Here is a 24,150-nt window from a genome sequence, read left to right on the forward strand (position 1 = left end):
GTGCTTCTACAACTTCCCACTCTGGTTGTTATGTCAACTAATCATGTATGGGGACTGTATAAAATTTTGGGCTATCGTGGTAATGGAATGGTATACTAGGGTATGTAACCCCCTTTTACCTTCTGCACAAGGTAGAGGGGGGTTATTTGTATTATCCAATTGATATTTATGGTTCAAAATGGAGAAACTTTAAAACACTATAAAACGTTATAATATTTGGAAAGTGGGTAATTTTATGGTAAGTTTACAAATTTATGATTTTATACACATTATTCTTGCTATTTTCACCATTTCATCACTTTTAATTACGTTTTTTATTTTTGTACAAAAAAAATCTAACCAAATTATTAATGGTATTACATTAGGTTTATTTTCTTTAATAACTATTGCAGTTTCAGCTATTACTGTAATAATAGCCGGCTATGTAGGCGACGAAATAAGTGAGGGTGGAGATAGTATTTCTTTAATTATGTTTATAATTATTTTGTTACTATGTATATTAAATGGATTTATTTATACAACACGTCTGAAAAAGTTCACATAAATTTAGTGGTTTTGAAAAAGTTAAAAAAAGCCCAGTTCTTTTCAAAAGAATTAGGCTTTTTTTTTTACTTATTTTTCGGATTACAAGCTTTTGCAACTACTTCATGATAATTGGTTGTTGTACGCCAAGGTTCTATATTCCAAGGATTTTTTAAACCTTTAATTGTATCAGCATGACAATGTAATTGTGCTTTCATATTTTGAGCACATGCTGAGTTACAATGAAGAGATGTAGTTCATGCCAGAACATTTTTATACATATCTAAATAATTCAAGCGTTATAAATCGTTTTTTTGCTTAGAACTATAAGGGTTTATCGGATTTTTTTAGGGTGGACAAAAAAAAAGCCTTCTGTTATCATGAAATTGTCGATATTTCAAAATTTACCAGTGTAATTTTGGGTTATTTGGTATTTAGAGTTAAATATTAACGTTTAAAGTTGTATAAAGCTTATTTTTGTAAAGCGAGGTTATGCCCGATGTGCAATTGGCGACGCTCGTTGAAAATCGCCTTCCAGAATAAGAAAATCATTCAAACGTTGAATGAGCGTGAAAAAGTAAAATGGGTTTTCTTAACGTTGACTATTCAAAATGTCGAAAGTGACATATTGAAAAATACTATGGATCAGATGGCTAAAGCATGGAATCGTTTTGCTGGTTATGCCAAATTTAAAAAGTCAGTTAAAGGCTATTTTCGGGCAATAGAAGTAACTCGGAACTGGGATAAAGAAAATGAATGGTATGGGACATATCATCCTCATTTTCGTGTGTTGCTTGCTGTGCCGAATAGCTATTTTAAGAAAAAGGATTTTTATATTACACAAGCTGATTGGACAAGTATGTGGCAACGTGCTATGAAGTTGGACTATAAACCAATGGTTCATGTAGCAACAGTGAAGCCTAAAAAGGAATCACCTGATTTTATGAAAGTGGAACAAGAAATGAAAAAAATAATTTCTGAACGAAATGCTATTTTTGAGGTTTCCAAGAATCCGGTAAAAGATACAGATGTAGTTCGTGGCGATAATGTCATACCTGAAAATGTTCGAATTGTTAAAGATTTAGATACAGCATTGGCGTATAAACGGTTGATTTCTTATGGTGGTCTGCTGAAGGAAATACATAAGGAATTAAATTTAGACGATGTGGAAGATGGGAGCATAATTCACTTTGATAATGACAATGATGAGTTTGCTAATGGTGCAGTAGATGTCATGGCATATTGGCATGTTGGATTAAATAATTATGTAATTGTAAAAAGTTAAGAAAAAGTAGACAGAATAAATTATATTTACCCTGCCCACTTTTAATTGTTTTACCAATTTGTATATACAGTTTCTAAATCTGCGTATCGGCCACCTGAAGCTGCTGTTGTAAAGTCATATGGGTGAATTAAACCACCTACATGTTTTGGTGCTATTATTGGATACGCTGTCCCGAAGTTATATGCTTGCCAAACTAATTTTGAGCAGTATGTTCTATCAAATGTATGGTTGCCACTTGTTATATCGTAAACTGCATCTTTATATTCTTTTACATAATTTTTAGCCCATTTCGCTGCATCTGCAGGAGATCCTTTGTATTGACTAGTAGGTCGTACAACTTTAGTGCTTTTTCCGTATCTACTATCAAACCAAGTTGATAGTTTTTCTTTTGTGGGATGAGCTCCTGGTCCTGAAATGTGAACATAATATGTACTATCAACTACTATAGCAGCATGTCCAGATAAACCTTTACAATCTGTTTTACAATTAGTTTCCTTTGTAACTAAGATATCTCCTGCTTTAGCTGCCGTTTTATTCGGATAATTATAAGCATGTGCTTCTAATGGTTTATAAGAAAACATTAGAAGTAAACCAAATAGTGAAAAGAACAGGCATGTAAATATTTTTTTTGTGTTCATTCTGTTATTCAACTCCATATCTATTTATTTTGAAAAGAGGTTATAAATTTGAAAAAATCCATAATTTTCCCTTCTATCCTTATTTTAATTATTTTAGTATTATTTTCAACTATTGAAATTTTTAACTTTTATGGTAATGAAAAAGCTGATGATATTGATAAAGGTGTAGCTTTAGAGTTGGAGAAAGATGTGCTCAATTATTTATCCAGTAAAGGTTATAAGGAAGATGAAATTTATAAAATTGAAGTGAAATACAATCCTAAAATAGGGAATGTCCCAGATGCATATTATGTTAACGTTATTTTTTTAGATGAAAAAGATGTGACTTATAAGTATGTTGTTATAAATGGTGATATAGTTCAATCTGGACTTTCAGGTAGTTCTGGTAAAGGCAAACATGAAGAATAAGTGGACGAAGAGTAGCAAAAGCTACTCTTTTTGTTTTTTGTGATGGCTAGATGGGAGATCGGTGAAGTGTAGCAGTTGTCCATCACAATTTGCTCCTTATCCTCCCTTTGGTCCTCAAGATACAAAAATAAAAATTAATTGAGATAACTGTCTAGAATTCGGCGTAGTGAAAGGACAAAAATTTTTAAAAGAAAAGAGCATAAGGGAAATCTGCTATCACTTGGGGTGATAGACTAGGCAGAGCCTAGTGTTTCGGTGTCCCCATAAAAAAGTGTGATTCTTCCTGTTTTCTTCCCGAAATTTATTATGTTCTTCCTGTTTTCTTCCTAGCTTTTTTGTTAAAATCAGGCCATTTATCATTCAAAAATAACCAGGTTATTTCTATAATGATTCATCTTCAATAGCATCTTTTTTCTTTTCACTAGAGCGAATCATTTCAATTTTCCCTATCAACTTCCCTTGTTTTGTTCGCCACTCCTAAACAATTTCACTTTCCAGTTACATTATTTCTCGTTGAACATTTGAATTCCCTAATTTTTTAAATGTTTTAAAGACCTCCCAAAATATATAAAGGTTGATAACGCATGCGTCAAAACTTAAAATTTAGAGTTAAGACGCATTTATGGGGGGGATAATTTGCTAAAGAGATTTTTTAAAAATGAAAAAAAAGAGGAACTATGGCGAGGGGGAAACCCAAATGGCCGTCCTAAATTAACCATCGATGAATTTAAACTGTCGTATTTAAAAGGTGCTGGGAAAAGTAATCGTGAAATTGCTCGAATACTAAGTGTTTCTGAAGCAACTATTAGGAGACGGTTGAAAGAACAAAAATAATTGGATACTCTATGTAGAAAACGTATAGGAACGAATAAACGTTTGTATAGAAAGCATGTAGAAATGCACTTTTTTATGGGGACACCGAAACACTAGGCTCTGCCTAGTCTATCACCCCAAGTGATAGCAGATTTTCCTTATGCTCTTTCTTTTCTCATAATCTAAATACACTGGTGGACATCATTAGTATCACAATGATAGATTAAGGATTTTTCCTACATAGGTGAGATCTCAATCGGTAGATTGCTTGCAGCGTTAAGCTCCATAGTAGATTTGCTAGCAAATCCATTTGCGCTCCCAGCGCAAAAACGGGCGGAGATTATATGGCACACTCCGATAACAAAGCGCGGAAAGTTGAAGTACACAAAGGATGATTGGGAACAATTTGATGCAAAGGCAGAGAAGAATCGCTCACTTTTTTTACGCGAAATGATTGTAAAAACGTTGAATGAAGATACACAAGTCTAGAAAGAGTAACTTTATATAAATAAATAGAGTAACTCTAAATAATAAAAGTAACTTTATTATAAAAGTGCGCTTCATGATAAACAGCTGTTTATCATGAAACTTCTTTTTTATATTGCTAATAAGTAAAGCTCTCGTCGAAAAGATTGAGAGCTTACTTTTTTAATATTTTTTATGGAAAGGGAAAAATATAACTATTAATAACATTCCTAAATACAGAGGATACTTTAAAAATTCATTTGTTGAATATCCTAATAAATAAGTCATACCTATTAACATCATTACTATACCAATTGCAAACAAACCAAGTCTTATTTTTTTCTTCACACATTTCCCTCCAAATTTAAAATTCTATTCTACCTCATTTTTGAGCTTGCCTCTTTTAGTTTAAGTAATATCGATTGTTGCGAGGCCTAAATAAGTCGGCTCTACTAACCTTATAACTAATTTTAGAGGTGTTTTTCCTCCTGCTCTTTCTCTTATTTAAAAATATGGTATCAAAAAGGGACAGCTTTATGCTGTCCCTTTTAAACTTTTAGTTCAAAAAATAGAAAAAGTCTATTAGCTATCGGATTTTTCGTTCTTAAAATAATTAATTTAATGGAATGGTTGATTTTAAGGTTAATACATTCCCTTTGTATAACAGATGTACATCAAAAACAATAAAAGGAGTGTTTTATTTATGGCTAGTGCTGTCATTGATGCAAATATTGCAGTAACAGGTGTTACAAAAAATACTAATGGAACAATTAAAGTAACTTATAAAGTAAAGGTGAAAGATGCAGGGAAAACAGGCATTTCTATTGGCTACGAATGGCCAAGTAATTATCGATTAAGTGATAGTAGCTTTACAACAGTAGCTAATACTGTTGGTACTCATACTATTACCCTACCTAAACCAAAAGTTAATGCTATTGGAACTCAAAATGTTGTCGCTAAACTTTCAGGAAGATACACGGAGAGCAAACATCTTAAGTCAGTATTTAATTATCCTGATAAAAAAGAAGTAACATATCATGAGGTTAGTAAATTAGATGCTGGAGCTGAATACTTTGTAGTTGTAGGTTTAGGTGCCGCAATTGAGTATTACTTCAAAAAAAGTAAAATTGGATTCGTTTTAGGCAAAGCATATTTGGGATTCATCACTTATTATGGTCTCACTAGTGTTGGTGTAATTGAAGATTTCCCACCAGCAGTTGTAGGACAGTATCTAAAGGTTACAACTTGGTATTCTTCTCAAGGATTCCATGTGAAAACGGAAATTTGGGCAAATAAGTCTTCGTTCGATAAAAAGGCAAAAGCCATTTATGTTGGAACAGCAGTTTCTAAATGGTAAAACTTTGTTTACAGTCTCAGACTGTAAACAAAGTTGAACAAGTATCATAGTATGCAAAATTTTATACCAGCCAGTAAAACAGCCTCAAAACGTTGGCAAACCAACAATGTATAAAATGCTGCATATACAATAACTTGTGATTTAAATGAAAAGGCAGTAATGACAAGGTTCCCTTATCGTTACTGCCTTTTTCTAATGTTATGTAAAGTGAAAATGTATGGACATAAATAATTTTTTTAAACTTTTTTTGAAAAAAGGTTGTTAAATCGAAATGAAATTACCTTTATAGAGTGTTAGATGGTTAGCCAATCATAACAAATAAAAAATTACCTATTTAGGAGGAATTACATTATGGCTTCATTTATTCTTGGTACTCGAAAAGGTGCTTCTACAACATTCACGTATCCACGCGCGGGTATGCTACAGTTGGATTATGTAATGGGTCTAGCTGTACAATATTTACAAACTAAAACAGCAGAGTCTACTATGGCAAATGGTTTGTCTCGTGTTGAAATGGCGGGAGCTTTAGGAGATGTTTTTGGCACTTCAAGTAATACAACGATTGCCAATCGTATCGCAGTGCATATTTGGCCTGAAACAAGTGTGCGACAAGCCTTTGCAAGTGCTGCTCAAGCTGGTCGTAATAATATCAAGTCAATTCACAATAACGTTGAATCGGGTGGTTACAAATCTGTCACTGTTAAGGTTTCTTACACAGAAGTGTACAACCTTGCAACAGGACGTACTGTTTTGACAGTTATTGATTCTGCTTCGGCTACTTCATACAATAAATAATATCGTACAAATTTAAAAAACCTGCTTGTTTAACAGCAGGTTTTTTTGTTATTGAATCCCCTTTAAAGCATCGAAAAATTCATCATCACCGTTTAGAATCGTATATTCATAAAGGAATTTATCTTCTGTTTTAGTTGAATCGTTATCTAAATCTAGAAATGCAATTTGTTTTTTCTTTTCGGATACGTGCAATCCATATCCTTTATTTGATTCGATGTCGATAGCATAATCAATATCTTCATACGGAGTTGCACCGAGTGTTTTTTGTACTTGTAAGTTGTTTATCGCATTCATAATTTGTTTTTGTTGTTTTTCGTCTGTGACATTTACTCTATCAGGATTTAGCGGTTCTGATTCAATAATACGGATGTTTAAAGAAGTTGGTTTTTCATTTAAATTGGCATCATCAAAAATCTCTGCTACTGTATAAACTTTTTCAAATTCAGCTTTAGCAATGGCTTCTTGTTTTTTTAATTCTTTATTTTCATATACATCCCATCCCATTAATCCAATAACGACGGCAAGAACACTAATTGTTATGAAGATACGTTTCCGCATGTTTTTCCCCCTATTTCTTTTTGTAATTAAATTATACCAAAATTTGTATCGAACTGTTGTATCCAGTTTCGTTATATAAATTAGCAGAAAAATAAAATTCAGATTTTTTAAAAAAGTTGTTGATTTGAAATGGATTTCCCTTTATAGAGTGTTAGCTAACAAAAAACAAACAATAGGGGGAATTAAAATGGGTCTTTATTCAGACACAAGAACGGTTGATGCAACTGTAGCACAACTCTCAGAAATGGTTCGTGCACAAAAGAAAGTAATAGATTTGCTTGAAAGTAAGAATATAAGTAAATCTATCATAACAGACACATACAATTCATACGGGGGAGCTGTTTTAGGACTTGTATTTGTAGCAAGCACAGCGGCTTCTGTAGCAGCAGGGTTTATGAGTCTGTTAACAAGCTTGAACGCTGCTGAAAAATCATGGTTGTTGAACGATGTAAACACGGGATACACACAGCTTTTAGAAACTTACTTCATGATGACTAATGGTAGTTGGGTTAAATGTAATATGACACTTACGGTTAACGTTGAACGTCCTAATTACAAATTTGCCTTTATCAAGTCTCGAAAATTAAATAGCTTGACAACTCCTGGTGGACAAGTAACATATCCAGCTTAAAAAAAAAGGCACTTACAATTGAGTAAGTGCCTTTTATTTTGTTGCATCTTTTAAAATAGTGAAGAAATCGCTATCGTTTACGATGGCATAATTTTCTCGATTATTAACAATATGCAGTGACTTTTTGTCTGAAATAAGATACATTGTATAACCTGTATTTAATGAAATCGTTATTCGGTAATCATACTCACTGGGTTTTATTGTTGTTTTAGCAAATTTTGCATTCTGAAAAGCTTGTATAAGCTTTTTTTGCGTTTCTTCTGGAATTTCAATTTGTGTATATATATCTTTTTTATTTGTATCAATGGTATGAACGGTTATAGTCTGCTTTTCCACATTAAAATCAGCGTTTTCGAATATCTCCGTTGCAGAGTATTCAGCATTTTTTATATCTGTTGTAGAGTGGTCAACGTGTTTTAATATATCTGTTGTGGAGTCGCTTTGGTCTTTTTTTGTAATTAAAAAGCCAACAGCGATGACGATTACAAGTAAAAACAATATAATTATATTTTTTTTCATATAGACCCCCTCTTTTTCTATTAACAGAATTATAACAAATTTTAGAAATTAATGAGTTTTTTTAAGGATTTTTGAAAAATGGTTGTCAAACTGTCTATAGATTTACCTTTAATAAAGAAAGGAGGGGTTCGATGGGAGAATATGAATTTTTAATTGGTTTGATTAGCAACACAGGCTTTCCGATTGTCGCTTTTTTACTGATCTTTTGGAAGTTCGATAAATCACTAGGATTGCTTGCAGAAGCTGTGAATAATAACACGAATGCAGTTCAATTATTATTACAAAAAGAAAACCAAGAAAAAAAATAAGTAATTAAATTGTTACAATAATAAATGATATTTCTTTCTATTTTTTTGATGTTAAATTTGTAAAATGAACATAATTATGGATGTGAATTTTCTTTTTTTGCCCTAAAATAGAACATATGTTTCTTTTTTGGATAGGAGTTGATTTTTTGATTCAAAATCGTCTATTAAAATCTTTTTTAGAAAATGAAAAAGTAAGCAAGCTGTATAAAAGTTATTTAGAGAATCCTGCCCCTCATACGAGAGACACTATTGAAAAATTATTTAAAATCCACGTTCGAAAAATTCAATTACTTAGTTATTTTTCCCATGTTTTGTATTTTGAATCTCAAAGATATGACAAACAAATCCGTTATAATAACCAAGTTAATCAGTTAACGTTAGATAAAGGCATTAACGATGGTGAAAACAAATTTATTGATTTAATTCCCGATGAAAGTATTGATGATTCTGAGTGGATACATTCTGCCTTCACTCATTTGGAAGTAATTTTCGAGGACAAGCAACTATATAATATTGTTTCGAAATTAGGACCAAAAAAGAAATATATATTGCATTCTATTTTTGTAGATAATCTCACGGAAGAAGAAATTTCAAAAAAATTAGGTACTTCAAAACAAGCTGTCAATAAAGCTAAAAACCAGGCTTTTCAAAAGATTAGGCTGGAGTATTCAAAAAAATCGAGGTGATGTTGATGCCAATAAATGAATTAAGTGAATTAAGAAGTATGGCATTCCAACAGGAGGTTCTAGATATGTTGCAGCCTAAAATTAAATCAGTTTTACATCAGACCAGTTTTCAAAATAGGATGGATTTAGAACAGGAAATTTCGTTAATGATCATTAGGGTTGTTAAAACAAAACAATTTAGAAAAGTACCTTCGTTTTTCGAACTTATTGAAAGTGAAAAAATTATATAAAAACGCTCCACTCTTTTTTCTCCGGAAATGGACAGCAGTTGTACCGTTACCTGGAGAAAAGTAATAGTATTATTAGTTAACTAATATAAACTAATATATTAGAAACTATTAGGAGAGTGAATAGTATGTGGGAGCTGACAAAAGACAACAACGTTTCCGAGCTTATTGCGAGTAAAAAATCGTTAAAAGAGCTTAGAAAGTTTTTAAATACACGTGATACAACCATAAGAGAAGTATTTAATTCATTAGGGTACTTCTATAATAAATCGCAACATGAATGGCAACGTGACGCCAATTTTCCGGATAAAGATATGACTTTTAATGAAGCATTGGCACAGTTAAAAGCAGTATCACCAAAGCAAACTCCTAAAGTGAATAGAAAACTAATAGAAGTTAATAAAGAGCTAATAAAAACTAATAAAGAACTAATAGAAACTAATAAAGAGGTAGCCGTCACCATTCCTAATAATGAACTAATAGAAACTAATAGTCAGCAAAACCTAGAGGTTTTGAACGCCATTGGCCTGTCAGAAAACGAGTTTCATGTGTTAAAAAAGATGATTCAAGAACGCATTCAGCAAGAGGATCAGCATGAACAGTTACCAATTTTTAATGAGATTGCGAAATTAAATACCAGAAGTAGAAAAAATAAAACGTATTACATTTCAGAGGAGTTAGTGGCAGAAGTAGATCGTGTGGCAGATGAGTTAAATATAAAAAAATCACAGTTAGTTGAGGTTGCACTATTAGAATTTTTCAAGCGTCATGGCTCTATTCAATAAACTAATAGAAACTAATAGTCAGAGAATATATTTACAAGTTACGAACTTTAGCGTATGGTAAGAATAACTAAATCGAACGTAAAAAAGCCATTCCACAGTGACTAACATCGGATTGCCGTCCTTTGTTAATCGCCTTATCGTACCGAAACTACGATGCAGCTTATCGTGAAATGACTTATTTTTTACTGTTAGATGATACATAGTATCTATATATGTCATTCTAGTATGAATTAGACGACATTTCAACAGTTAATTAAAAGGTCATTCAAGATTATTCTTTAATCTAAAGCGTTTTGCATCGTTAAGACACGATGTGAAACGCTTTTTTGCTTCAAAAAGGGGCAACTACCATGAAAAATAAACTAAAAACTACACCAAACCAAGCAGTCCAAACATTTATTACATACGGCAATCAAAAAGGAGACCGGCAACTCAAAGAAGATCGCCTGCAGCAACTAGAAGAAACTTTGGCAGCACAAGGTATTTATCCTGGGGAGAAAGTACATAGAGTGTTAGAAAAATTGATTTATGACCTTACATACAACGGCATTATCAAAGTAAGCCGAGAGCATTTAAGTAAAAAATTAGAGGTTGGATTCAATACAATCTCAACAGCTTTCAAGTATATGGAGCAATCCAAGCTATTTATCCTGTCCAGAAACAAATCCGGAAAGACGAATAGTGGTTGTCGTGTCATTGTGGATGTGCAGCACGTTAATTTTGAAAGCATTTTAAGCGAAGTTTTTCATCTAAATGCGTATGAAATTGCAATCGTAAAAGATGAATTTAAACAACCAAATAAACATCAAAATAAACATCAGGATTTGGCTCAAAACACTGTTATATCAACGCTGAATGGCTCAAATTCGACTCTTAACTATAATAACCAAATTAAAACAATAAAAGATATAAAGACGTCTACTAAGCATGCGTCTGATAAGAAAAGTACTCTTTACAATCGTTTAAAAGACCTTTATCAAGCCCGTACAGGCTCTTTAGAGGGCTTTAAAGCCTTTGTGGGTGTTATCTATGGGTCGTTGAAAAAAATCAAAGCAGAGGACAAGCTAGGGCTATATCACGGCCATTTAGAAACAATCATGTATCAATCCTTAGATGCAGCCATTTCAGCGAGCGATCAATACGTGAAAACCAACCGTTTAGCCTTACTAAGTGCCATTATTCGCAACAAAATCAACGATTTAACGGTTTCGAATGCATCTACAGGGTCAGAAAAAGAGAAAACTAGAAAAGTAGAAGTAGTCCCAGCATGGTTTACGACGCGTCATGAGCAAGAAGAAGAAGTAACCGAAGAAAAGAAAGCCTATTTTGCACAAGAACGTGAGCGAATTTTGGCCAAGTTACGGGATCTTTAATCCAATGAGGAATGGTGAAAAATCATACCTCTAGTTTACTGTGCTCATTTTTACTATTGAAGATAGGAGTGGAAAGAAACATGCAAAAAAATAACGCATTGTTAGGAGTTCATATTCGAAGTAAAAAAGAGGCAGCAGTATTAAAGCTGCATCACAAACAATATATATGGCTTATTCCAGAACATTTAATGGAGTTGAATATCCAACCAGGAGATATTGTAGCAGTTGGAAAAGGTGCTCCCGTTCTAGTGATGGCTGTTTTTAGAGATGATACAGAATCTCATAAATATATCTATAGGTTCTTAGAAAGATCTCCACAATCTTCGGAGAAATTAATGAAGATTTAATAAACATTTTCCTTTCTAGTTTGATGGAAAAATCAAATTAGAGGCCATTAACGTTTGTTTTAAGATGCTTATTTTATTTTTGCCTTATTTAACTTCATGTTTTAATTTCAAAAGGCTTAAAAAGCTCGTAAGAAGCTTAGAGAGTCGAACCTCCAAAGATTGGCATTGAATTTGGGTCTTATCGAACACCCCTTTCCGACTTACTAATTGATGTGATGTTGAAAAGAGATTTTATGCAAAGTTTTATACAACATTTTCATCGAATTTCGGACGGTTTTTGCCTATTTCACAATGATGTATAAAAAATGTATAGCAATTTTGAGGCGTGTCATTACAAGAACATTGTAATGACGGGCTTTTTCGTGCTTCTACAACTTCCCACTCTGGTTGTTATGTCAACTAATCATGTATGGGGACTGTATAAAATTTTGGGCTATCGTGGTAATGGAATGGTATACTAGGGTATGTAACCCCCTTTTACCTTCTGCACAAGGTAGAGGGGGGTTATTTGTATTATCCAATTGATATTTATGGTTCAAAATGGAGAAACTTTAAAACACTATAAAACGTTATAATATTTGGAAAGTGGGTAATTTTATGGTAAGTTTACAAATTTATGATTTTATACACATTATTCTTGCTATTTTCACCATTTCATCACTTTTAATTACGTTTTTTATTTTTGTACAAAAAAAATCTAACCAAATTATTAATGGTATTACATTAGGTTTATTTTCTTTAATAACTATTGCAGTTTCAGCTATTACTGTAATAATAGCCGGCTATGTAGGCGACGAAATAAGTGAGGGTGGAGATAGTATTTCTTTAATTATGTTTATAATTATTTTGTTACTATGTATATTAAATGGATTTATTTATACAACACGTCTGAAAAAGTTCACATAAATTTAGTGGTTTTGAAAAAGTTAAAAAAAGCCCAGTTCTTTTCAAAAGAATTAGGCTTTTTTTTTTACTTATTTTTCGGATTACAAGCTTTTGCAACTACTTCATGATAATTGGTTGTTGTACGCCAAGGTTCTATATTCCAAGGATTTTTTAAACCTTTAATTGTATCAGCATGACAATGTAATTGTGCTTTCATATTTTGAGCACATGCTGAGTTACAATGAAGAGATGTAGTTCATGCCAGAACATTTTTATACATATCTAAATAATTCAAGCGTTATAAATCGTTTTTTTGCTTAGAACTATAAGGGTTTATCGGATTTTTTTAGGGTGGACAAAAAAAAAGCCTTCTGTTATCATGAAATTGTCGATATTTCAAAATTTACCAGTGTAATTTTGGGTTATTTGGTATTTAGAGTTAAATATTAACGTTTAAAGTTGTATAAAGCTTATTTTTGTAAAGCGAGGTTATGCCCGATGTGCAATTGGCGACGCTCGTTGAAAATCGCCTTCCAGAATAAGAAAATCATTCAAACGTTGAATGAGCGTGAAAAAGTAAAATGGGTTTTCTTAACGTTGACTATTCAAAATGTCGAAAGTGACATATTGAAAAATACTATGGATCAGATGGCTAAAGCATGGAATCGTTTTGCTGGTTATGCCAAATTTAAAAAGTCAGTTAAAGGCTATTTTCGGGCAATAGAAGTAACTCGGAACTGGGATAAAGAAAATGAATGGTATGGGACATATCATCCTCATTTTCGTGTGTTGCTTGCTGTGCCGAATAGCTATTTTAAGAAAAAGGATTTTTATATTACACAAGCTGATTGGACAAGTATGTGGCAACGTGCTATGAAGTTGGACTATAAACCAATGGTTCATGTAGCAACAGTGAAGCCTAAAAAGGAATCACCTGATTTTATGAAAGTGGAACAAGAAATGAAAAAAATAATTTCTGAACGAAATGCTATTTTTGAGGTTTCCAAGAATCCGGTAAAAGATACAGATGTAGTTCGTGGCGATAATGTCATACCTGAAAATGTTCGAATTGTTAAAGATTTAGATACAGCATTGGCGTATAAACGGTTGATTTCTTATGGTGGTCTGCTGAAGGAAATACATAAGGAATTAAATTTAGACGATGTGGAAGATGGGAGCATAATTCACTTTGATAATGACAATGATGAGTTTGCTAATGGTGCAGTAGATGTCATGGCATATTGGCATGTTGGATTAAATAATTATGTAATTGTAAAAAGTTAAGAAAAAGTAGACAGAATAAATTATATTTACCCTGCCCACTTTTAATTGTTTTACCAATTTGTATATACAGTTTCTAAATCTGCGTATCGGCCACCTGAAGCTGCTGTTGTAAAGTCATATGGGTGAATTAAACCACCTACATGTTTTGGTGCTATTATTGGATACGCTGTCCCGAAGTTATATGCTTGCCAAACTAATTTTGAGCAGTATGTTCTATCAAATGTATGGTTGCCACTTGTTATATCGTAAACTGCATCTTTATATTCTTTTACATAATTTTTAGCCCATTTCGCTGCATCTGCAGGAGATCCTTTGTATTGACTAGTAGGTCGTACAACTTTAGTGCTTTTTCCGTATCTACTATCAAACCAAGTTGATAGTTTTTCTTTTGTGGGATGAGCTCCTGGTCCTGAAATGTGAACATAATATGTACTATCAACTACTATAGCAGCATGTCCAGATAAACCTTTACAATCTGTTTTACAATTAGTTTCCTTTGTAACTAAGATATCTCCTGCTTTAGCTGCCGTTTTATTCGGATAATTATAAGCATGTGCTTCTAATGGTTTATAAGAAAACATTAGAAGTAAACCAAATAGTGAAAAGAACAGGCATGTAAATATTTTTTTTGTGTTCATTCTGTTATTCAACTCCATATCTATTTATTTTGAAAAGAGGTTATAAATTTGAAAAAATCCATAATTTTCCCTTCTATCCTTATTTTAATTATTTTAGTATTATTTTCAACTATTGAAATTTTTAACTTTTATGGTAATGAAAAAGCTGATGATATTGATAAAGGTGTAGCTTTAGAGTTGGAGAAAGATGTGCTCAATTATTTATCCAGTAAAGGTTATAAGGAAGATGAAATTTATAAAATTGAAGTGAAATACAATCCTAAAATAGGGAATGTCCCAGATGCATATTATGTTAACGTTATTTTTTTAGATGAAAAAGATGTGACTTATAAGTATGTTGTTATAAATGGTGATATAGTTCAATCTGGACTTTCAGGTAGTTCTGGTAAAGGCAAACATGAAGAATAAGTGGACGAAGAGTAGCAAAAGCTACTCTTTTTGTTTTTTGTGATGGCTAGATGGGAGATCGGTGAAGTGTAGCAGTTGTCCATCACAATTTGCTCCTTATCCTCCCTTTGGTCCTCAAGATACAAAAATAAAAATTAATTGAGATAACTGTCTAGAATTCGGCGTAGTGAAAGGACAAAAATTTTTAAAAGAAAAGAGCATAAGGGAAATCTGCTATCACTTGGGGTGATAGACTAGGCAGAGCCTAGTGTTTCGGTGTCCCCATAAAAAAGTGTGATTCTTCCTGTTTTCTTCCCGAAATTTATTATGTTCTTCCTGTTTTCTTCCTAGCTTTTTTGTTAAAATCAGGCCATTTATCATTCAAAAATAACCAGGTTATTTCTATAATGATTCATCTTCAATAGCATCTTTTTTCTTTTCACTAGAGCGAATCATTTCAATTTTCCCTATCAACTTCCCTTGTTTTGTTCGCCACTCCTAAACAATTTCACTTTCCAGTTACATTATTTCTCGTTGAACATTTGAATTCCCTAATTTTTTAAATGTTTTAAAGACCTCCCAAAATATATAAAGGTTGATAACGCATGCGTCAAAACTTAAAATTTAGAGTTAAGACGCATTTATGGGGGGGATAATTTGCTAAAGAGATTTTTTAAAAATGAAAAAAAAGAGGAACTATGGCGAGGGGGAAACCCAAATGGCCGTCCTAAATTAACCATCGATGAATTTAAACTGTCGTATTTAAAAGGTGCTGGGAAAAGTAATCGTGAAATTGCTCGAATACTAAGTGTTTCTGAAGCAACTATTAGGAGACGGTTGAAAGAACAAAAATAATTGGATACTCTATGTAGAAAACGTATAGGAACGAATAAACGTTTGTATAGAAAGCATGTAGAAATGCACTTTTTTATGGGGACACCGAAACACTAGGCTCTGCCTAGTCTATCACCCCAAGTGATAGCAGATTTTCCTTATGCTCTTTCTTTTCTCATAATCTAAATACACTGGTGGACATCATTAGTATCACAATGATAGATTAAGGATTTTTCCTACATAGGTGAGATCTCAATCGGTAGATTGCTTGCAGCGTTAAGCTCCATAGTAGATTTGCTAGCAAATCCATTTGCGCTCCCAGCGCAAAAACGGGCGGAGATTATATGGCACACTCCGATAACAAAGCGCGGAAAGTTGAAGTACACAAAGGATGATTGGGAACAATTTGATGCAAAGGCAGAGAAGAATCGCTCACTTTTTTTACGCGAAATGATTGTAAAAACGTTGAATGAAGATACACAAGTCTAGAAAGAGTAACTTTATATAAATAAATAGAGTAACTCTAAATAATAAAAGTAACTTTATTATAAAAGTGCGCTTCATGATAAACAGCTGTTTATCATGAAACTTCTTTTTTATATTGCTAATAAGTAAAGCTCTCGTCGAAAAGATTGAGAGCTTACTTTTTTAATATTTTTTATGGAAAGGGAAAAATATAACTATTAATAACATTCCTAAATACAGAGGATACTTTAAAAATTCATTTGTTGAATATCCTAATAAATAAGTCATACCTATTAACATCATTACTATACCAATTGCAAACAAACCAAGTCTTATTTTTTTCTTCACACATTTCCCTCCAAATTTAAAATTCTATTCTACCTCATTTTTGAGCTTGCCTCTTTTAGTTTAAGTAATATCGATTGTTGCGAGGCCTAAATAAGTCGGCTCTACTAACCTTATAACTAATTTTAGAGGTGTTTTTCCTCCTGCTCTTTCTCTTATTTAAAAATATGGTATCAAAAAGGGACAGCTTTATGCTGTCCCTTTTAAACTTTTAGTTCAAAAAATAGAAAAAGTCTATTAGCTATCGGATTTTTCGTTCTTAAAATAATTAATTTAATGGAATGGTTGATTTTAAGGTTAATACATTCCCTTTGTATAACAGATGTACATCAAAAACAATAAAAGGAGTGTTTTATTTATGGCTAGTGCTGTCATTGATGCAAATATTGCAGTAACAGGTGTTACAAAAAATACTAATGGAACAATTAAAGTAACTTATAAAGTAAAGGTGAAAGATGCAGGGAAAACAGGCATTTCTATTGGCTACGAATGGCCAAGTAATTATCGATTAAGTGATAGTAGCTTTACAACAGTAGCTAATACTGTTGGTACTCATACTATTACCCTACCTAAACCAAAAGTTAATGCTATTGGAACTCAAAATGTTGTCGCTAAACTTTCAGGAAGATACACGGAGAGCAAACATCTTAAGTCAGTATTTAATTATCCTGATAAAAAAGAAGTAACATATCATGAGGTTAGTAAATTAGATGCTGGAGCTGAATACTTTGTAGTTGTAGGTTTAGGTGCCGCAATTGAGTATTACTTCAAAAAAAGTAAAATTGGATTCGTTTTAGGCAAAGCATATTTGGGATTCATCACTTATTATGGTCTCACTAGTGTTGGTGTAATTGAAGATTTCCCACCAGCAGTTGTAGGACAGTATCTAAAGGTTACAACTTGGTATTCTTCTCAAGGATTCCATGTGAAAACGGAAATTTGGGCAAATAAGTCTTCGTTCGATAAAAAGGCAAAAGCCATTTATGTTGGAACAGCAGTTTCTAAATGGTAAAACTTTGTTTACAGTCTCAGACTGTAAACAAAGTTGAACAAGTATCATAGTATGCAAAATTTTATACCAGCCAGTAAAACAGCCTCAAAACGTTGGCAAACCAACAATGTATAAAATGCTGCATATACAATAACTTGTGATTTAAATGAAAAGGCAGTAATGACAAGGTTCCCTTATCGTTACTGCCTTTTTCTAATGTTATGTAAAGTGAAAATGTATGGACATAAATAATTTTTTTAAACTTTTTTTGAAAAAAGGTTGTTAAATCGAAATGAAATTACCTTTATAGAGTGTTAGATGGTTAGCCAATCATAACAAATAAAAAATTACCTATTTAGGAGGAATTACATTATGGCTTCATTTATTCTTGGTACTCGAAAAGGTGCTTCTACAACATTCACGTATCCACGCGCGGGTATGCTACAGTTGGATTATGTAATGGGTCTAGCTGTACAATATTTACAAACTAAAACAGCAGAGTCTACTATGGCAAATGGTTTGTCTCGTGTTGAAATGGCGGGAGCTTTAGGAGATGTTTTTGGCACTTCAAGTAATACAACGATTGCCAATCGTATCGCAGTGCATATTTGGCCTGAAACAAGTGTGCGACAAGCCTTTGCAAGTGCTGCTCAAGCTGGTCGTAATAATATCAAGTCAATTCACAATAACGTTGAATCGGGTGGTTACAAATCTGTCACTGTTAAGGTTTCTTACACAGAAGTGTACAACCTTGCAACAGGACGTACTGTTTTGACAGTTATTGATTCTGCTTCGGCTACTTCATACAATAAATAATATCGTACAAATTTAAAAAACCTGCTTGTTTAACAGCAGGTTTTTTTGTTATTGAATCCCCTTTAAAGCATCGAAAAATTCATCATCACCGTTTAGAATCGTATATTCATAAAGGAATTTATCTTCTGTTTTAGTTGAATCGTTATCTAAATCTAGAAATGCAATTTGTTTTTTCTTTTCGGATACGTGCAATCCATATCCTTTATTTGATTCGATGTCGATAGCATAATCAATATCTTCATACGGAGTTGCACCGAGTGTTTTTTGTACTTGTAAGTTGTTTATCGCATTCATAATTTGTTTTTGTTGTTTTTCGTCTGTGACATTTACTCTATCAGGATTTAGCGGTTCTGATTCAATAATACGGATGTTTAAAGAAGTTGGTTTTTCATTTAAATTGGCATCATCAAAAATCTCTGCTACTGTATAAACTTTTTCAAATTCAGCTTTAGCAATGGCTTCTTGTTTTTTTAATTCTTTATTTTCATATACATCCCATCCCATTAATCCAATAACGACGGCAAGAACACTAATTGTTATGAAGATACGTTTCCGCATGTTTTTCCCCCTATTTCTTTTTGTAATTAAATTATACCAAAATTTGTATCGAACTGTTGTATCCAGTTTCGTTATATAAATTAGCAGAAAAATAAAATTCAGATTTTTTAAAAAAGTTGTTGATTTGAAATGGATTTCCCTTTATAGAGTGTTAGCTAACAAAAAACAAACAATAGGGGGAATTAAAATGGGTCTTTATTCAGACACAAGAACGGTTGATGCAACTGTAGCACAACTCTCAGAAATGGTTCGTGCACAAAAGAAAGTAATAGATTTGCTTGAAAGTAAGAATATAAGTAAATCTATCATAACAGACACATACAATTCATACGGGGGAGCTGTTTTAGGACTTGTATTTGTAGCAAGCACAGCGGCTTCTGTAGCAGCAGGGTTTATGAGTCTGTTAACAAGCTTGAACGCTGCTGAAAAATCATGGTTGTTGAACGATGTAAACACGGGATACACACAGCTTTTAGAAACTTACTTCATGATGACTAATGGTAGTTGGGTTAAATGTAATATGACACTTACGGTTAACGTTGAACGTCCTAATTACAAATTTGCCTTTATCAAGTCTCGAAAATTAAATAGCTTGACAACTCCTGGTGGACAAGTAACATATCCAGCTTAAAAAAAAAGGCACTTACAATTGAGTAAGTGCCTTTTATTTTGTTGCATCTTTTAAAATAGTGAAGAAATCGCTATCGTTTACGATGGCATAATTTTCTCGATTATTAACAATATGCAGTGACTTTTTGTCTGAAATAAGATACATTGTATAACCTGTATTTAATGAAATCGTTATTCGGTAATCATACTCACTGGGTTTTATTGTTGTTTTAGCAAATTTTGCATTCTGAAAAGCTTGTATAAGCTTTTTTTGCGTTTCTTCTGGAATTTCAATTTGTGTATATATATCTTTTTTATTTGTATCAATGGTATGAACGGTTATAGTCTGCTTTTCCACATTAAAATCAGCGTTTTCGAATATCTCCGTTGCAGAGTATTCAGCATTTTTTATATCTGTTGTAGAGTGGTCAACGTGTTTTAATATATCTGTTGTGGAGTCGCTTTGGTCTTTTTTTGTAATTAAAAAGCCAACAGCGATGACGATTACAAGTAAAAACAATATAATTATATTTTTTTTCATATAGACCCCCTCTTTTTCTATTAACAGAATTATAACAAATTTTAGAAATTAATGAGTTTTTTTAAGGATTTTTGAAAAATGGTTGTCAAACTGTCTATAGATTTACCTTTAATAAAGAAAGGAGGGGTTCGATGGGAGAATATGAATTTTTAATTGGTTTGATTAGCAACACAGGCTTTCCGATTGTCGCTTTTTTACTGATCTTTTGGAAGTTCGATAAATCACTAGGATTGCTTGCAGAAGCTGTGAATAATAACACGAATGCAGTTCAATTATTATTACAAAAAGAAAACCAAGAAAAAAAATAAGTAATTAAATTGTTACAATAATAAATGATATTTCTTTCTATTTTTTTGATGTTAAATTTGTAAAATGAACATAATTATGGATGTGAATTTTCTTTTTTTGCCCTAAAATAGAACATATGTTTCTTTTTTGGATAGGAGTTGATTTTTTGATTCAAAATCGTCTATTAAAATCTTTTTTAGAAAATGAAAAAGTAAGCAAGCTGTATAAAAGTTATTTAGAGAATCCTGCCCCTCATACGAGAGACACTATTGAAAAATTATTTAAAATCCACGTTCGAAAAATTCAATTACTTAGTTATTTTTCCCATGTTTTGTATTTTGAATCTCAAAGATATGACAAACAAATCCGTTATAATAACCAAGTTAATCAGTTAACGTTAGATAAAGGCATTAACGATGGTGAAAACAAATTTATTGATTTAATTCCCGATGAAAGTATTGATGATTCTGAGTGGATACATTCTGCCTTCACTCATTTGGAAGTAATTTTCGAGGACAAGCAACTATATAATATTGTTTCGAAATTAGGACCAAAAAAGAAATATATATTGCATTCTATTTTTGTAGATAATCTCACGGAAGAAGAAATTTCAAAAAAATTAGGTACTTCAAAACAAGCTGTCAATAAAGCTAAAAACCAGGCTTTTCAAAAGATTAGGCTGGAGTATTCAAAAAAATCGAGGTGATGTTGATGCCAATAAATGAATTAAGTGAATTAAGAAGTATGGCATTCCAACAGGAGGTTCTAGATATGTTGCAGCCTAAAATTAAATCAGTTTTACATCAGACCAGTTTTCAAAATAGGATGGATTTAGAACAGGAAATTTCGTTAATGATCATTAGGGTTGTTAAAACAAAACAATTTAGAAAAGTACCTTCGTTTTTCGAACTTATTGAAAGTGAAAAAATTATATAAAAACGCTCCACTCTTTTTTCTCCGGAAATGGACAGCAGTTGTACCGTTACCTGGAGAAAAGTAATAGTATTATTAGTTAACTAATATAAACTAATATATTAGAAACTATTAGGAGAGTGAATAGTATGTGGGAGCTGACAAAAGACAACAACGTTTCCGAGCTTATTGCGAGTAAAAAATCGTTAAAAGAGCTTAGAAAGTTTTTAAATACACGTGATACAACCATAAGAGAAGTATTTAATTCATTAGGGTACTTCTATAATAAATCGCAACATGAATGGCAACGTGACGCCAATTTTCCGGATAAAGATATGACTTTTAATGAAGCATTGGCACAGTTAAAAGCAGTATCACCAAAGCAAACTCCTAAAGTGAATAGAAAACTAATAGAAGTTAATAAAGAGCTAATAAAAACTAATAAAGAACTAATAGAAACTAATAAAGAGGTAGCCGTCACCATTCCTAATAATGAACTAATAGAAACTAATAGTCAGCAAAACCTAGAGGTTTTGAACGCCATTGGCCTGTCAGAAAACGAGTTTCATGTGTTAAAAAAGATGATTCAAGAACGCATTCAGCAAGAGGATCAGCATGAACAGTTACCAATTTTTAATGAGATTGCGAAATTAAATACCAGAAGTAGAAAAAATAAAACGTATTACATTTCAGAGGAGTTAGTGGCAGAAGTAGATCGTGTGGCAGATGAGTTAAATATGAAAAAAATCACAGTTAGTTGAGGTTGCACTATTAGAATTTTTCAAGCGTCATGGCTCTATTCAATAAACTAATAGAAACTAATAGTCAGAGAATATATTTACAAGTTACGAACTTTAGCGTATGGTAAGAATAACTAAATCGAACGTAAAAAAGCCATTCCACAGTGACTAACATCGGATTGCCGTCCTTTGTTAATCGCCTTATCGTACCGAAACTACGATGCAGCTTATCGTGAAATGACTTATTTTTTACTGTTAGATGATACATAGTATCTATATATGTCATTCTAGTATGAATTAGACGACATTTCAACAAGTAATTAAAAGGTCATTCAAGATTATTCTTTAATCTAAAGCGTTTTGCATCGTTAAGACACGATGTGAAACACTTTTTGCTTCAAAAAGGGGCAACTACCATGAAAAATAAACTAAAAACTACACCAAACCAAGCAGTCCAAACATTTATTACATACGGCAATCAAAAAGGAGTTTCACAGTCAAAGAAGATCGCCTGCAGCAACTAGAAGAAACTTTGGCAGCACAAGGTATTTATCCTGGGGAGAAAGTACATAGAGTGTTAGAAAAATTGATTTATGACCTTACATACAACGGCATTATCAAAGTAAGCCGAGAGCATTTAAGTAAAAAATTAGAGGTTGGATTCAATACAATCTCAACAGCTTTCAAGTATATGGAGCAATCCAAGCTATTTATCCTGTCCAGAAACAAATCCGGAAAGACGAATAGTGGTTGTCGTGTCATTGTGGATGTGCAGCACGTTAATTTTGAAAGCATTTTAAGCGAAGTTTTTCATCTAAATGCGTATGAAATTGCAATCGTAAAAGATGAATTTAAACAACCAAATAAACATCAAAATAAACATCAGGATTTGGCTCAAAACACTGTTATATCAACGCTGAATGGCTCAAATTCGACTCTTAACTATAATAACCAAATTAAAACAATAAAAGATATAAAGACGTCTACTAAGCATGCGTCTGATAAGAAAAGTACTCTTTACAATCGTTTAAAAGACCTTTATCAAGCCCGTACAGGCTCTTTAGAGGGCTTTAAAGCCTTTGTGGGTGTTATCTATAGGTAGTTGGAAAAAAATCAAACAAGGACAAGCTAGGGCTATATCACGGCCATTTAGAAACAATCATGTATCAATCCTTAGATGCAGCCATTTCAGCGAGCGATCAATACGTGAAAACCAACCGTTTAGCCTTACTAAGTGCCATTATTCGCAACAAAATCAACAATTTAACGGCTGAATACATATACAGTAAGAAAGAAAACTAGAAAAGTAGAAGTAGTCCCAGCATGGTTTACGACGCGTCATGAGCAAGAAGAAGAAGTAACCGAAGAAAAGAAAGCCTATTTTGCACAAGAACGTGAGCGAATTTTGGCCAAGTTACGGGATCTTTAATCCAATGAGGAATGGTGAAAAATCATACCTCTAGTTTACTGTGCTCATTTTTACTATTGAAGATAGGAGTGGAAAGAAACATGCAAAAAAATAACGCATTGTTAGGAGTTCATATTCGAAGTAAAAAAGAGGCAGCAGTATTAAAGCTGCATCACAAACAATATATATGGCTTATTCCAGAACATTTAATGGAGTTGAATATCCAACCAGGAGATATTGTAGCAGTTGGAAAAGGTGCTCCCGTTCTAGTGATGGCTGTTTTTAGAGATGATACAGAATCTCATAAATATATCTATAGGTTCTTAGAAAGATCTCCACAATCTTCGGAGAAATTAATGAAGATTTAATAAACATTTTCCTTTCTAGTTTGATGGAAAAATCAAATTAGAGGCCATTAACGTTTGTTTTAAGATGCTTATTTTATTTTTGCCTTATTTAACTTCATGTTTTAATTTCAAAAGGCTTAAAAAGCTCGTAAGAAGCTTGAGAATTTCGAACCTCCAAAGATTGGCATTGAATTTGGGTCTTATCGAACACCCCTTTTCCGACTTACTAATTGATGTGATGTTGAAAAGAGATTTTATGCAAAGTTTTATACAACATTTTCATCGAATTTCGGACGGTTTTTGCCTATTTCACAATGATGTATAAAAAATGTATAGCAATTTTGAGGCGTGTCATTACAAGAACATTGTAATGACGGGCTTTTTC

The 24,150-nt window shown here is 32.5% G+C and carries 36 protein-coding genes; 26 read left to right on the top strand and 10 right to left on the bottom strand.

The window, feature by feature from the left end; translation table 11 throughout:
- Positions 1 to 235 precede the first annotated feature (235 nt).
- Positions 236 to 544, top strand: a complete 309-nt coding sequence (locus tag ACMGGO_RS23840; protein ID WP_016992360.1) for a hypothetical protein — start codon at positions 236 to 238, stop codon at positions 542 to 544.
- Positions 545 to 608: 64 nt separating this feature from the next.
- On the opposite strand, the gene ACMGGO_RS23845 is transcribed toward ACMGGO_RS23840, so the two are convergent.
- The gene (locus tag ACMGGO_RS23845; protein WP_016992359.1) at positions 609 to 740 is read right to left on the bottom strand and encodes a DUF2599 domain-containing protein; all 132 of its coding nucleotides are present in this window, start codon (positions 738 to 740) and stop codon (positions 609 to 611) included.
- A 242-nt stretch (positions 741 to 982) separates the two neighbouring features.
- Here ACMGGO_RS23845 and ACMGGO_RS23850 point away from each other — a divergent pair, with 242 nt between their 5' ends.
- Positions 983 to 1,807, top strand: coding sequence for a protein rep (locus tag ACMGGO_RS23850; RefSeq protein WP_256389908.1), 825 nt, complete (start codon positions 983 to 985; stop codon positions 1,805 to 1,807).
- Between the two features lie 50 nt (positions 1,808 to 1,857).
- Here ACMGGO_RS23850 and ACMGGO_RS23855 read toward each other — a convergent pair whose 3' ends face one another.
- Complete coding sequence (locus ACMGGO_RS23855; RefSeq protein WP_066036908.1) at positions 1,858 to 2,445, bottom strand: YiiX/YebB-like N1pC/P60 family cysteine hydrolase; 588 nt, start codon at positions 2,443 to 2,445, stop codon at positions 1,858 to 1,860.
- Between the two features lie 48 nt (positions 2,446 to 2,493).
- On the opposite strand from ACMGGO_RS23855, the gene ACMGGO_RS23860 reads away from it, so the two are divergent.
- Both ACMGGO_RS23860 and ACMGGO_RS23865 read left to right on the top strand, forming a co-directional pair.
- The gene (locus tag ACMGGO_RS23860) at positions 2,494 to 2,853 is read left to right on the top strand and encodes a DUF3139 domain-containing protein (RefSeq protein WP_016992357.1); all 360 of its coding nucleotides are present in this window, start codon (positions 2,494 to 2,496) and stop codon (positions 2,851 to 2,853) included.
- Between the two features lie 636 nt (positions 2,854 to 3,489).
- Positions 3,490 to 3,687 (top strand): helix-turn-helix transcriptional regulator, encoded by a 198-nt coding sequence (locus tag ACMGGO_RS23865; protein WP_004234037.1) that lies wholly within the window; start codon positions 3,490 to 3,492, stop codon positions 3,685 to 3,687.
- Between the two features lie 627 nt (positions 3,688 to 4,314).
- Here the strand turns inward: ACMGGO_RS23865 and ACMGGO_RS23870 are convergent.
- Positions 4,315 to 4,479 (bottom strand): hypothetical protein, encoded by a 165-nt coding sequence (locus tag ACMGGO_RS23870; protein WP_004234042.1) that lies wholly within the window; start codon positions 4,477 to 4,479, stop codon positions 4,315 to 4,317.
- A gap of 355 nt (positions 4,480 to 4,834) precedes the next feature.
- On the opposite strand from ACMGGO_RS23870, the gene ACMGGO_RS23875 reads away from it, so the two are divergent.
- On the top strand, positions 4,835 to 5,488 hold the full coding sequence (locus tag ACMGGO_RS23875; RefSeq protein ID WP_004234044.1) for a hypothetical protein: 654 nt from the start codon (positions 4,835 to 4,837) through the stop codon (positions 5,486 to 5,488).
- A 351-nt stretch (positions 5,489 to 5,839) separates the two neighbouring features.
- Entirely contained in the window at positions 5,840 to 6,283 is a 444-nt protein-coding gene (locus ACMGGO_RS23880; RefSeq protein WP_004234045.1) for a hypothetical protein, read from the top strand.
- 48 nt (positions 6,284 to 6,331) lie between these two features.
- On the opposite strand, the gene ACMGGO_RS23885 is transcribed toward ACMGGO_RS23880, so the two are convergent.
- Complete coding sequence (locus ACMGGO_RS23885) at positions 6,332 to 6,841, bottom strand: hypothetical protein (RefSeq protein WP_004234047.1); 510 nt, start codon at positions 6,839 to 6,841, stop codon at positions 6,332 to 6,334.
- A 187-nt stretch (positions 6,842 to 7,028) separates the two neighbouring features.
- Between ACMGGO_RS23885 and ACMGGO_RS23890 the strand changes: the two genes are divergently transcribed.
- Positions 7,029 to 7,472 carry a hypothetical protein gene (locus ACMGGO_RS23890; protein WP_420282336.1) on the top strand — a complete coding sequence of 148 codons (444 nt, stop codon included), beginning with the start codon at positions 7,029 to 7,031 and terminating at the stop codon, positions 7,470 to 7,472.
- Between the two features lie 33 nt (positions 7,473 to 7,505).
- Here the strand turns inward: ACMGGO_RS23890 and ACMGGO_RS23895 are convergent, their stop codons facing one another.
- On the bottom strand, positions 7,506 to 7,991 hold the full coding sequence (locus tag ACMGGO_RS23895) for a hypothetical protein (RefSeq protein ID WP_004234050.1): 486 nt from the start codon (positions 7,989 to 7,991) through the stop codon (positions 7,506 to 7,508).
- Between the two features lie 131 nt (positions 7,992 to 8,122).
- On the opposite strand from ACMGGO_RS23895, the gene ACMGGO_RS23900 reads away from it, so the two are divergent.
- From ACMGGO_RS23900 to ACMGGO_RS23930, 7 genes are all read left to right on the top strand, one after another.
- Entirely contained in the window at positions 8,123 to 8,299 is a 177-nt protein-coding gene (locus tag ACMGGO_RS23900; protein WP_009373316.1) for a hypothetical protein, read from the top strand.
- A 146-nt stretch (positions 8,300 to 8,445) separates the two neighbouring features.
- Complete coding sequence (locus ACMGGO_RS23905; RefSeq protein WP_420282337.1) at positions 8,446 to 8,985, top strand: sigma factor-like helix-turn-helix DNA-binding protein; 540 nt, start codon at positions 8,446 to 8,448, stop codon at positions 8,983 to 8,985.
- 5 nt (positions 8,986 to 8,990) lie between these two features.
- Positions 8,991 to 9,215 carry a hypothetical protein gene (locus tag ACMGGO_RS23910; protein ID WP_004234030.1) on the top strand — a complete coding sequence of 75 codons (225 nt, stop codon included), beginning with the start codon at positions 8,991 to 8,993 and terminating at the stop codon, positions 9,213 to 9,215.
- Positions 9,216 to 9,340: 125 nt separating this feature from the next.
- Positions 9,341 to 9,997: a hypothetical protein gene (locus ACMGGO_RS23915; protein ID WP_004234032.1), complete on the top strand. Its 657-nt coding sequence runs from the start codon at positions 9,341 to 9,343 to the stop codon at positions 9,995 to 9,997.
- A 350-nt stretch (positions 9,998 to 10,347) separates the two neighbouring features.
- Positions 10,348 to 11,370, top strand: coding sequence for a hypothetical protein (locus tag ACMGGO_RS23920; RefSeq protein WP_066036906.1), 1,023 nt, complete (start codon positions 10,348 to 10,350; stop codon positions 11,368 to 11,370).
- Between the two features lie 80 nt (positions 11,371 to 11,450).
- Positions 11,451 to 11,717, top strand: coding sequence for a DUF5839 family protein (locus tag ACMGGO_RS23925; protein WP_064774786.1), 267 nt, complete (start codon positions 11,451 to 11,453; stop codon positions 11,715 to 11,717).
- A gap of 597 nt (positions 11,718 to 12,314) precedes the next feature.
- Entirely contained in the window at positions 12,315 to 12,623 is a 309-nt protein-coding gene (locus tag ACMGGO_RS23930) for a hypothetical protein (RefSeq protein WP_016992360.1), read from the top strand.
- A 64-nt stretch (positions 12,624 to 12,687) separates the two neighbouring features.
- On the opposite strand, the gene ACMGGO_RS23935 is transcribed toward ACMGGO_RS23930, so the two are convergent.
- Positions 12,688 to 12,819: a DUF2599 domain-containing protein gene (locus tag ACMGGO_RS23935; RefSeq protein ID WP_016992359.1), complete on the bottom strand. Its 132-nt coding sequence runs from the start codon at positions 12,817 to 12,819 to the stop codon at positions 12,688 to 12,690.
- A gap of 242 nt (positions 12,820 to 13,061) precedes the next feature.
- Here ACMGGO_RS23935 and ACMGGO_RS23940 point away from each other — a divergent pair, with 242 nt between their 5' ends.
- A complete protein-coding gene (locus ACMGGO_RS23940) occupies positions 13,062 to 13,886 on the top strand; it encodes a protein rep (RefSeq protein WP_256389908.1) in 825 nt (274 codons plus the stop codon).
- 50 nt (positions 13,887 to 13,936) lie between these two features.
- On the opposite strand, the gene ACMGGO_RS23945 is transcribed toward ACMGGO_RS23940, so the two are convergent.
- Positions 13,937 to 14,524, bottom strand: a complete 588-nt coding sequence (locus tag ACMGGO_RS23945) for a YiiX/YebB-like N1pC/P60 family cysteine hydrolase (RefSeq protein ID WP_066036908.1) — start codon at positions 14,522 to 14,524, stop codon at positions 13,937 to 13,939.
- Positions 14,525 to 14,572: 48 nt separating this feature from the next.
- Between ACMGGO_RS23945 and ACMGGO_RS23950 the strand changes: the two genes are divergently transcribed.
- Entirely contained in the window at positions 14,573 to 14,932 is a 360-nt protein-coding gene (locus tag ACMGGO_RS23950; protein WP_016992357.1) for a DUF3139 domain-containing protein, read from the top strand.
- A 636-nt stretch (positions 14,933 to 15,568) separates the two neighbouring features.
- The gene (locus ACMGGO_RS23955) at positions 15,569 to 15,766 is read left to right on the top strand and encodes a helix-turn-helix transcriptional regulator (protein WP_004234037.1); all 198 of its coding nucleotides are present in this window, start codon (positions 15,569 to 15,571) and stop codon (positions 15,764 to 15,766) included.
- A gap of 627 nt (positions 15,767 to 16,393) precedes the next feature.
- Here ACMGGO_RS23955 and ACMGGO_RS23960 read toward each other — a convergent pair.
- A complete protein-coding gene (locus ACMGGO_RS23960) occupies positions 16,394 to 16,558 on the bottom strand; it encodes a hypothetical protein (protein WP_004234042.1) in 165 nt (54 codons plus the stop codon).
- Positions 16,559 to 16,913: 355 nt separating this feature from the next.
- Here ACMGGO_RS23960 and ACMGGO_RS23965 point away from each other — a divergent pair, with 355 nt between their 5' ends.
- Both ACMGGO_RS23965 and ACMGGO_RS23970 read left to right on the top strand, forming a co-directional pair.
- Complete coding sequence (locus ACMGGO_RS23965; protein WP_004234044.1) at positions 16,914 to 17,567, top strand: hypothetical protein; 654 nt, start codon at positions 16,914 to 16,916, stop codon at positions 17,565 to 17,567.
- 351 nt (positions 17,568 to 17,918) lie between these two features.
- Positions 17,919 to 18,362 (top strand): hypothetical protein, encoded by a 444-nt coding sequence (locus tag ACMGGO_RS23970; RefSeq protein ID WP_004234045.1) that lies wholly within the window; start codon positions 17,919 to 17,921, stop codon positions 18,360 to 18,362.
- 48 nt (positions 18,363 to 18,410) lie between these two features.
- On the opposite strand, the gene ACMGGO_RS23975 is transcribed toward ACMGGO_RS23970, so the two are convergent.
- Positions 18,411 to 18,920, bottom strand: coding sequence for a hypothetical protein (locus tag ACMGGO_RS23975; RefSeq protein ID WP_004234047.1), 510 nt, complete (start codon positions 18,918 to 18,920; stop codon positions 18,411 to 18,413).
- Positions 18,921 to 19,107: 187 nt separating this feature from the next.
- On the opposite strand from ACMGGO_RS23975, the gene ACMGGO_RS23980 reads away from it, so the two are divergent.
- On the top strand, positions 19,108 to 19,551 hold the full coding sequence (locus ACMGGO_RS23980) for a hypothetical protein (protein WP_420282336.1): 444 nt from the start codon (positions 19,108 to 19,110) through the stop codon (positions 19,549 to 19,551).
- 33 nt (positions 19,552 to 19,584) lie between these two features.
- On the opposite strand, the gene ACMGGO_RS23985 is transcribed toward ACMGGO_RS23980, so the two are convergent.
- Positions 19,585 to 20,070: a hypothetical protein gene (locus ACMGGO_RS23985; protein WP_004234050.1), complete on the bottom strand. Its 486-nt coding sequence runs from the start codon at positions 20,068 to 20,070 to the stop codon at positions 19,585 to 19,587.
- 131 nt (positions 20,071 to 20,201) lie between these two features.
- Here ACMGGO_RS23985 and ACMGGO_RS23990 point away from each other — a divergent pair, with 131 nt between their 5' ends.
- The 6 genes from ACMGGO_RS23990 to ACMGGO_RS24015 all read left to right on the top strand — a co-directional run bounded on the left by ACMGGO_RS23990 (position 20,202) and on the right by ACMGGO_RS24015 (position 23,786).
- Complete coding sequence (locus ACMGGO_RS23990) at positions 20,202 to 20,378, top strand: hypothetical protein (RefSeq protein ID WP_009373316.1); 177 nt, start codon at positions 20,202 to 20,204, stop codon at positions 20,376 to 20,378.
- A 146-nt stretch (positions 20,379 to 20,524) separates the two neighbouring features.
- The gene (locus tag ACMGGO_RS23995) at positions 20,525 to 21,064 is read left to right on the top strand and encodes a sigma factor-like helix-turn-helix DNA-binding protein (protein WP_420282337.1); all 540 of its coding nucleotides are present in this window, start codon (positions 20,525 to 20,527) and stop codon (positions 21,062 to 21,064) included.
- Between the two features lie 5 nt (positions 21,065 to 21,069).
- The gene (locus tag ACMGGO_RS24000; protein WP_004234030.1) at positions 21,070 to 21,294 is read left to right on the top strand and encodes a hypothetical protein; all 225 of its coding nucleotides are present in this window, start codon (positions 21,070 to 21,072) and stop codon (positions 21,292 to 21,294) included.
- Between the two features lie 125 nt (positions 21,295 to 21,419).
- Positions 21,420 to 22,031: a hypothetical protein gene (locus tag ACMGGO_RS24005; RefSeq protein WP_420282338.1), complete on the top strand. Its 612-nt coding sequence runs from the start codon at positions 21,420 to 21,422 to the stop codon at positions 22,029 to 22,031.
- 511 nt (positions 22,032 to 22,542) lie between these two features.
- Positions 22,543 to 23,112 (top strand): hypothetical protein, encoded by a 570-nt coding sequence (locus tag ACMGGO_RS24010; RefSeq protein WP_420282339.1) that lies wholly within the window; start codon positions 22,543 to 22,545, stop codon positions 23,110 to 23,112.
- 407 nt (positions 23,113 to 23,519) lie between these two features.
- A complete protein-coding gene (locus ACMGGO_RS24015) occupies positions 23,520 to 23,786 on the top strand; it encodes a DUF5839 family protein (RefSeq protein WP_064774786.1) in 267 nt (88 codons plus the stop codon).
- Positions 23,787 to 24,150 lie beyond the last annotated feature (364 nt).

Source organism: Lysinibacillus sp. BNK-21, from assembly GCF_048684915.1.
In the GTDB taxonomy this organism is placed as follows: Bacteria; Bacillota; Bacilli; order Bacillales_A; family Planococcaceae; genus Lysinibacillus; species Lysinibacillus capsici.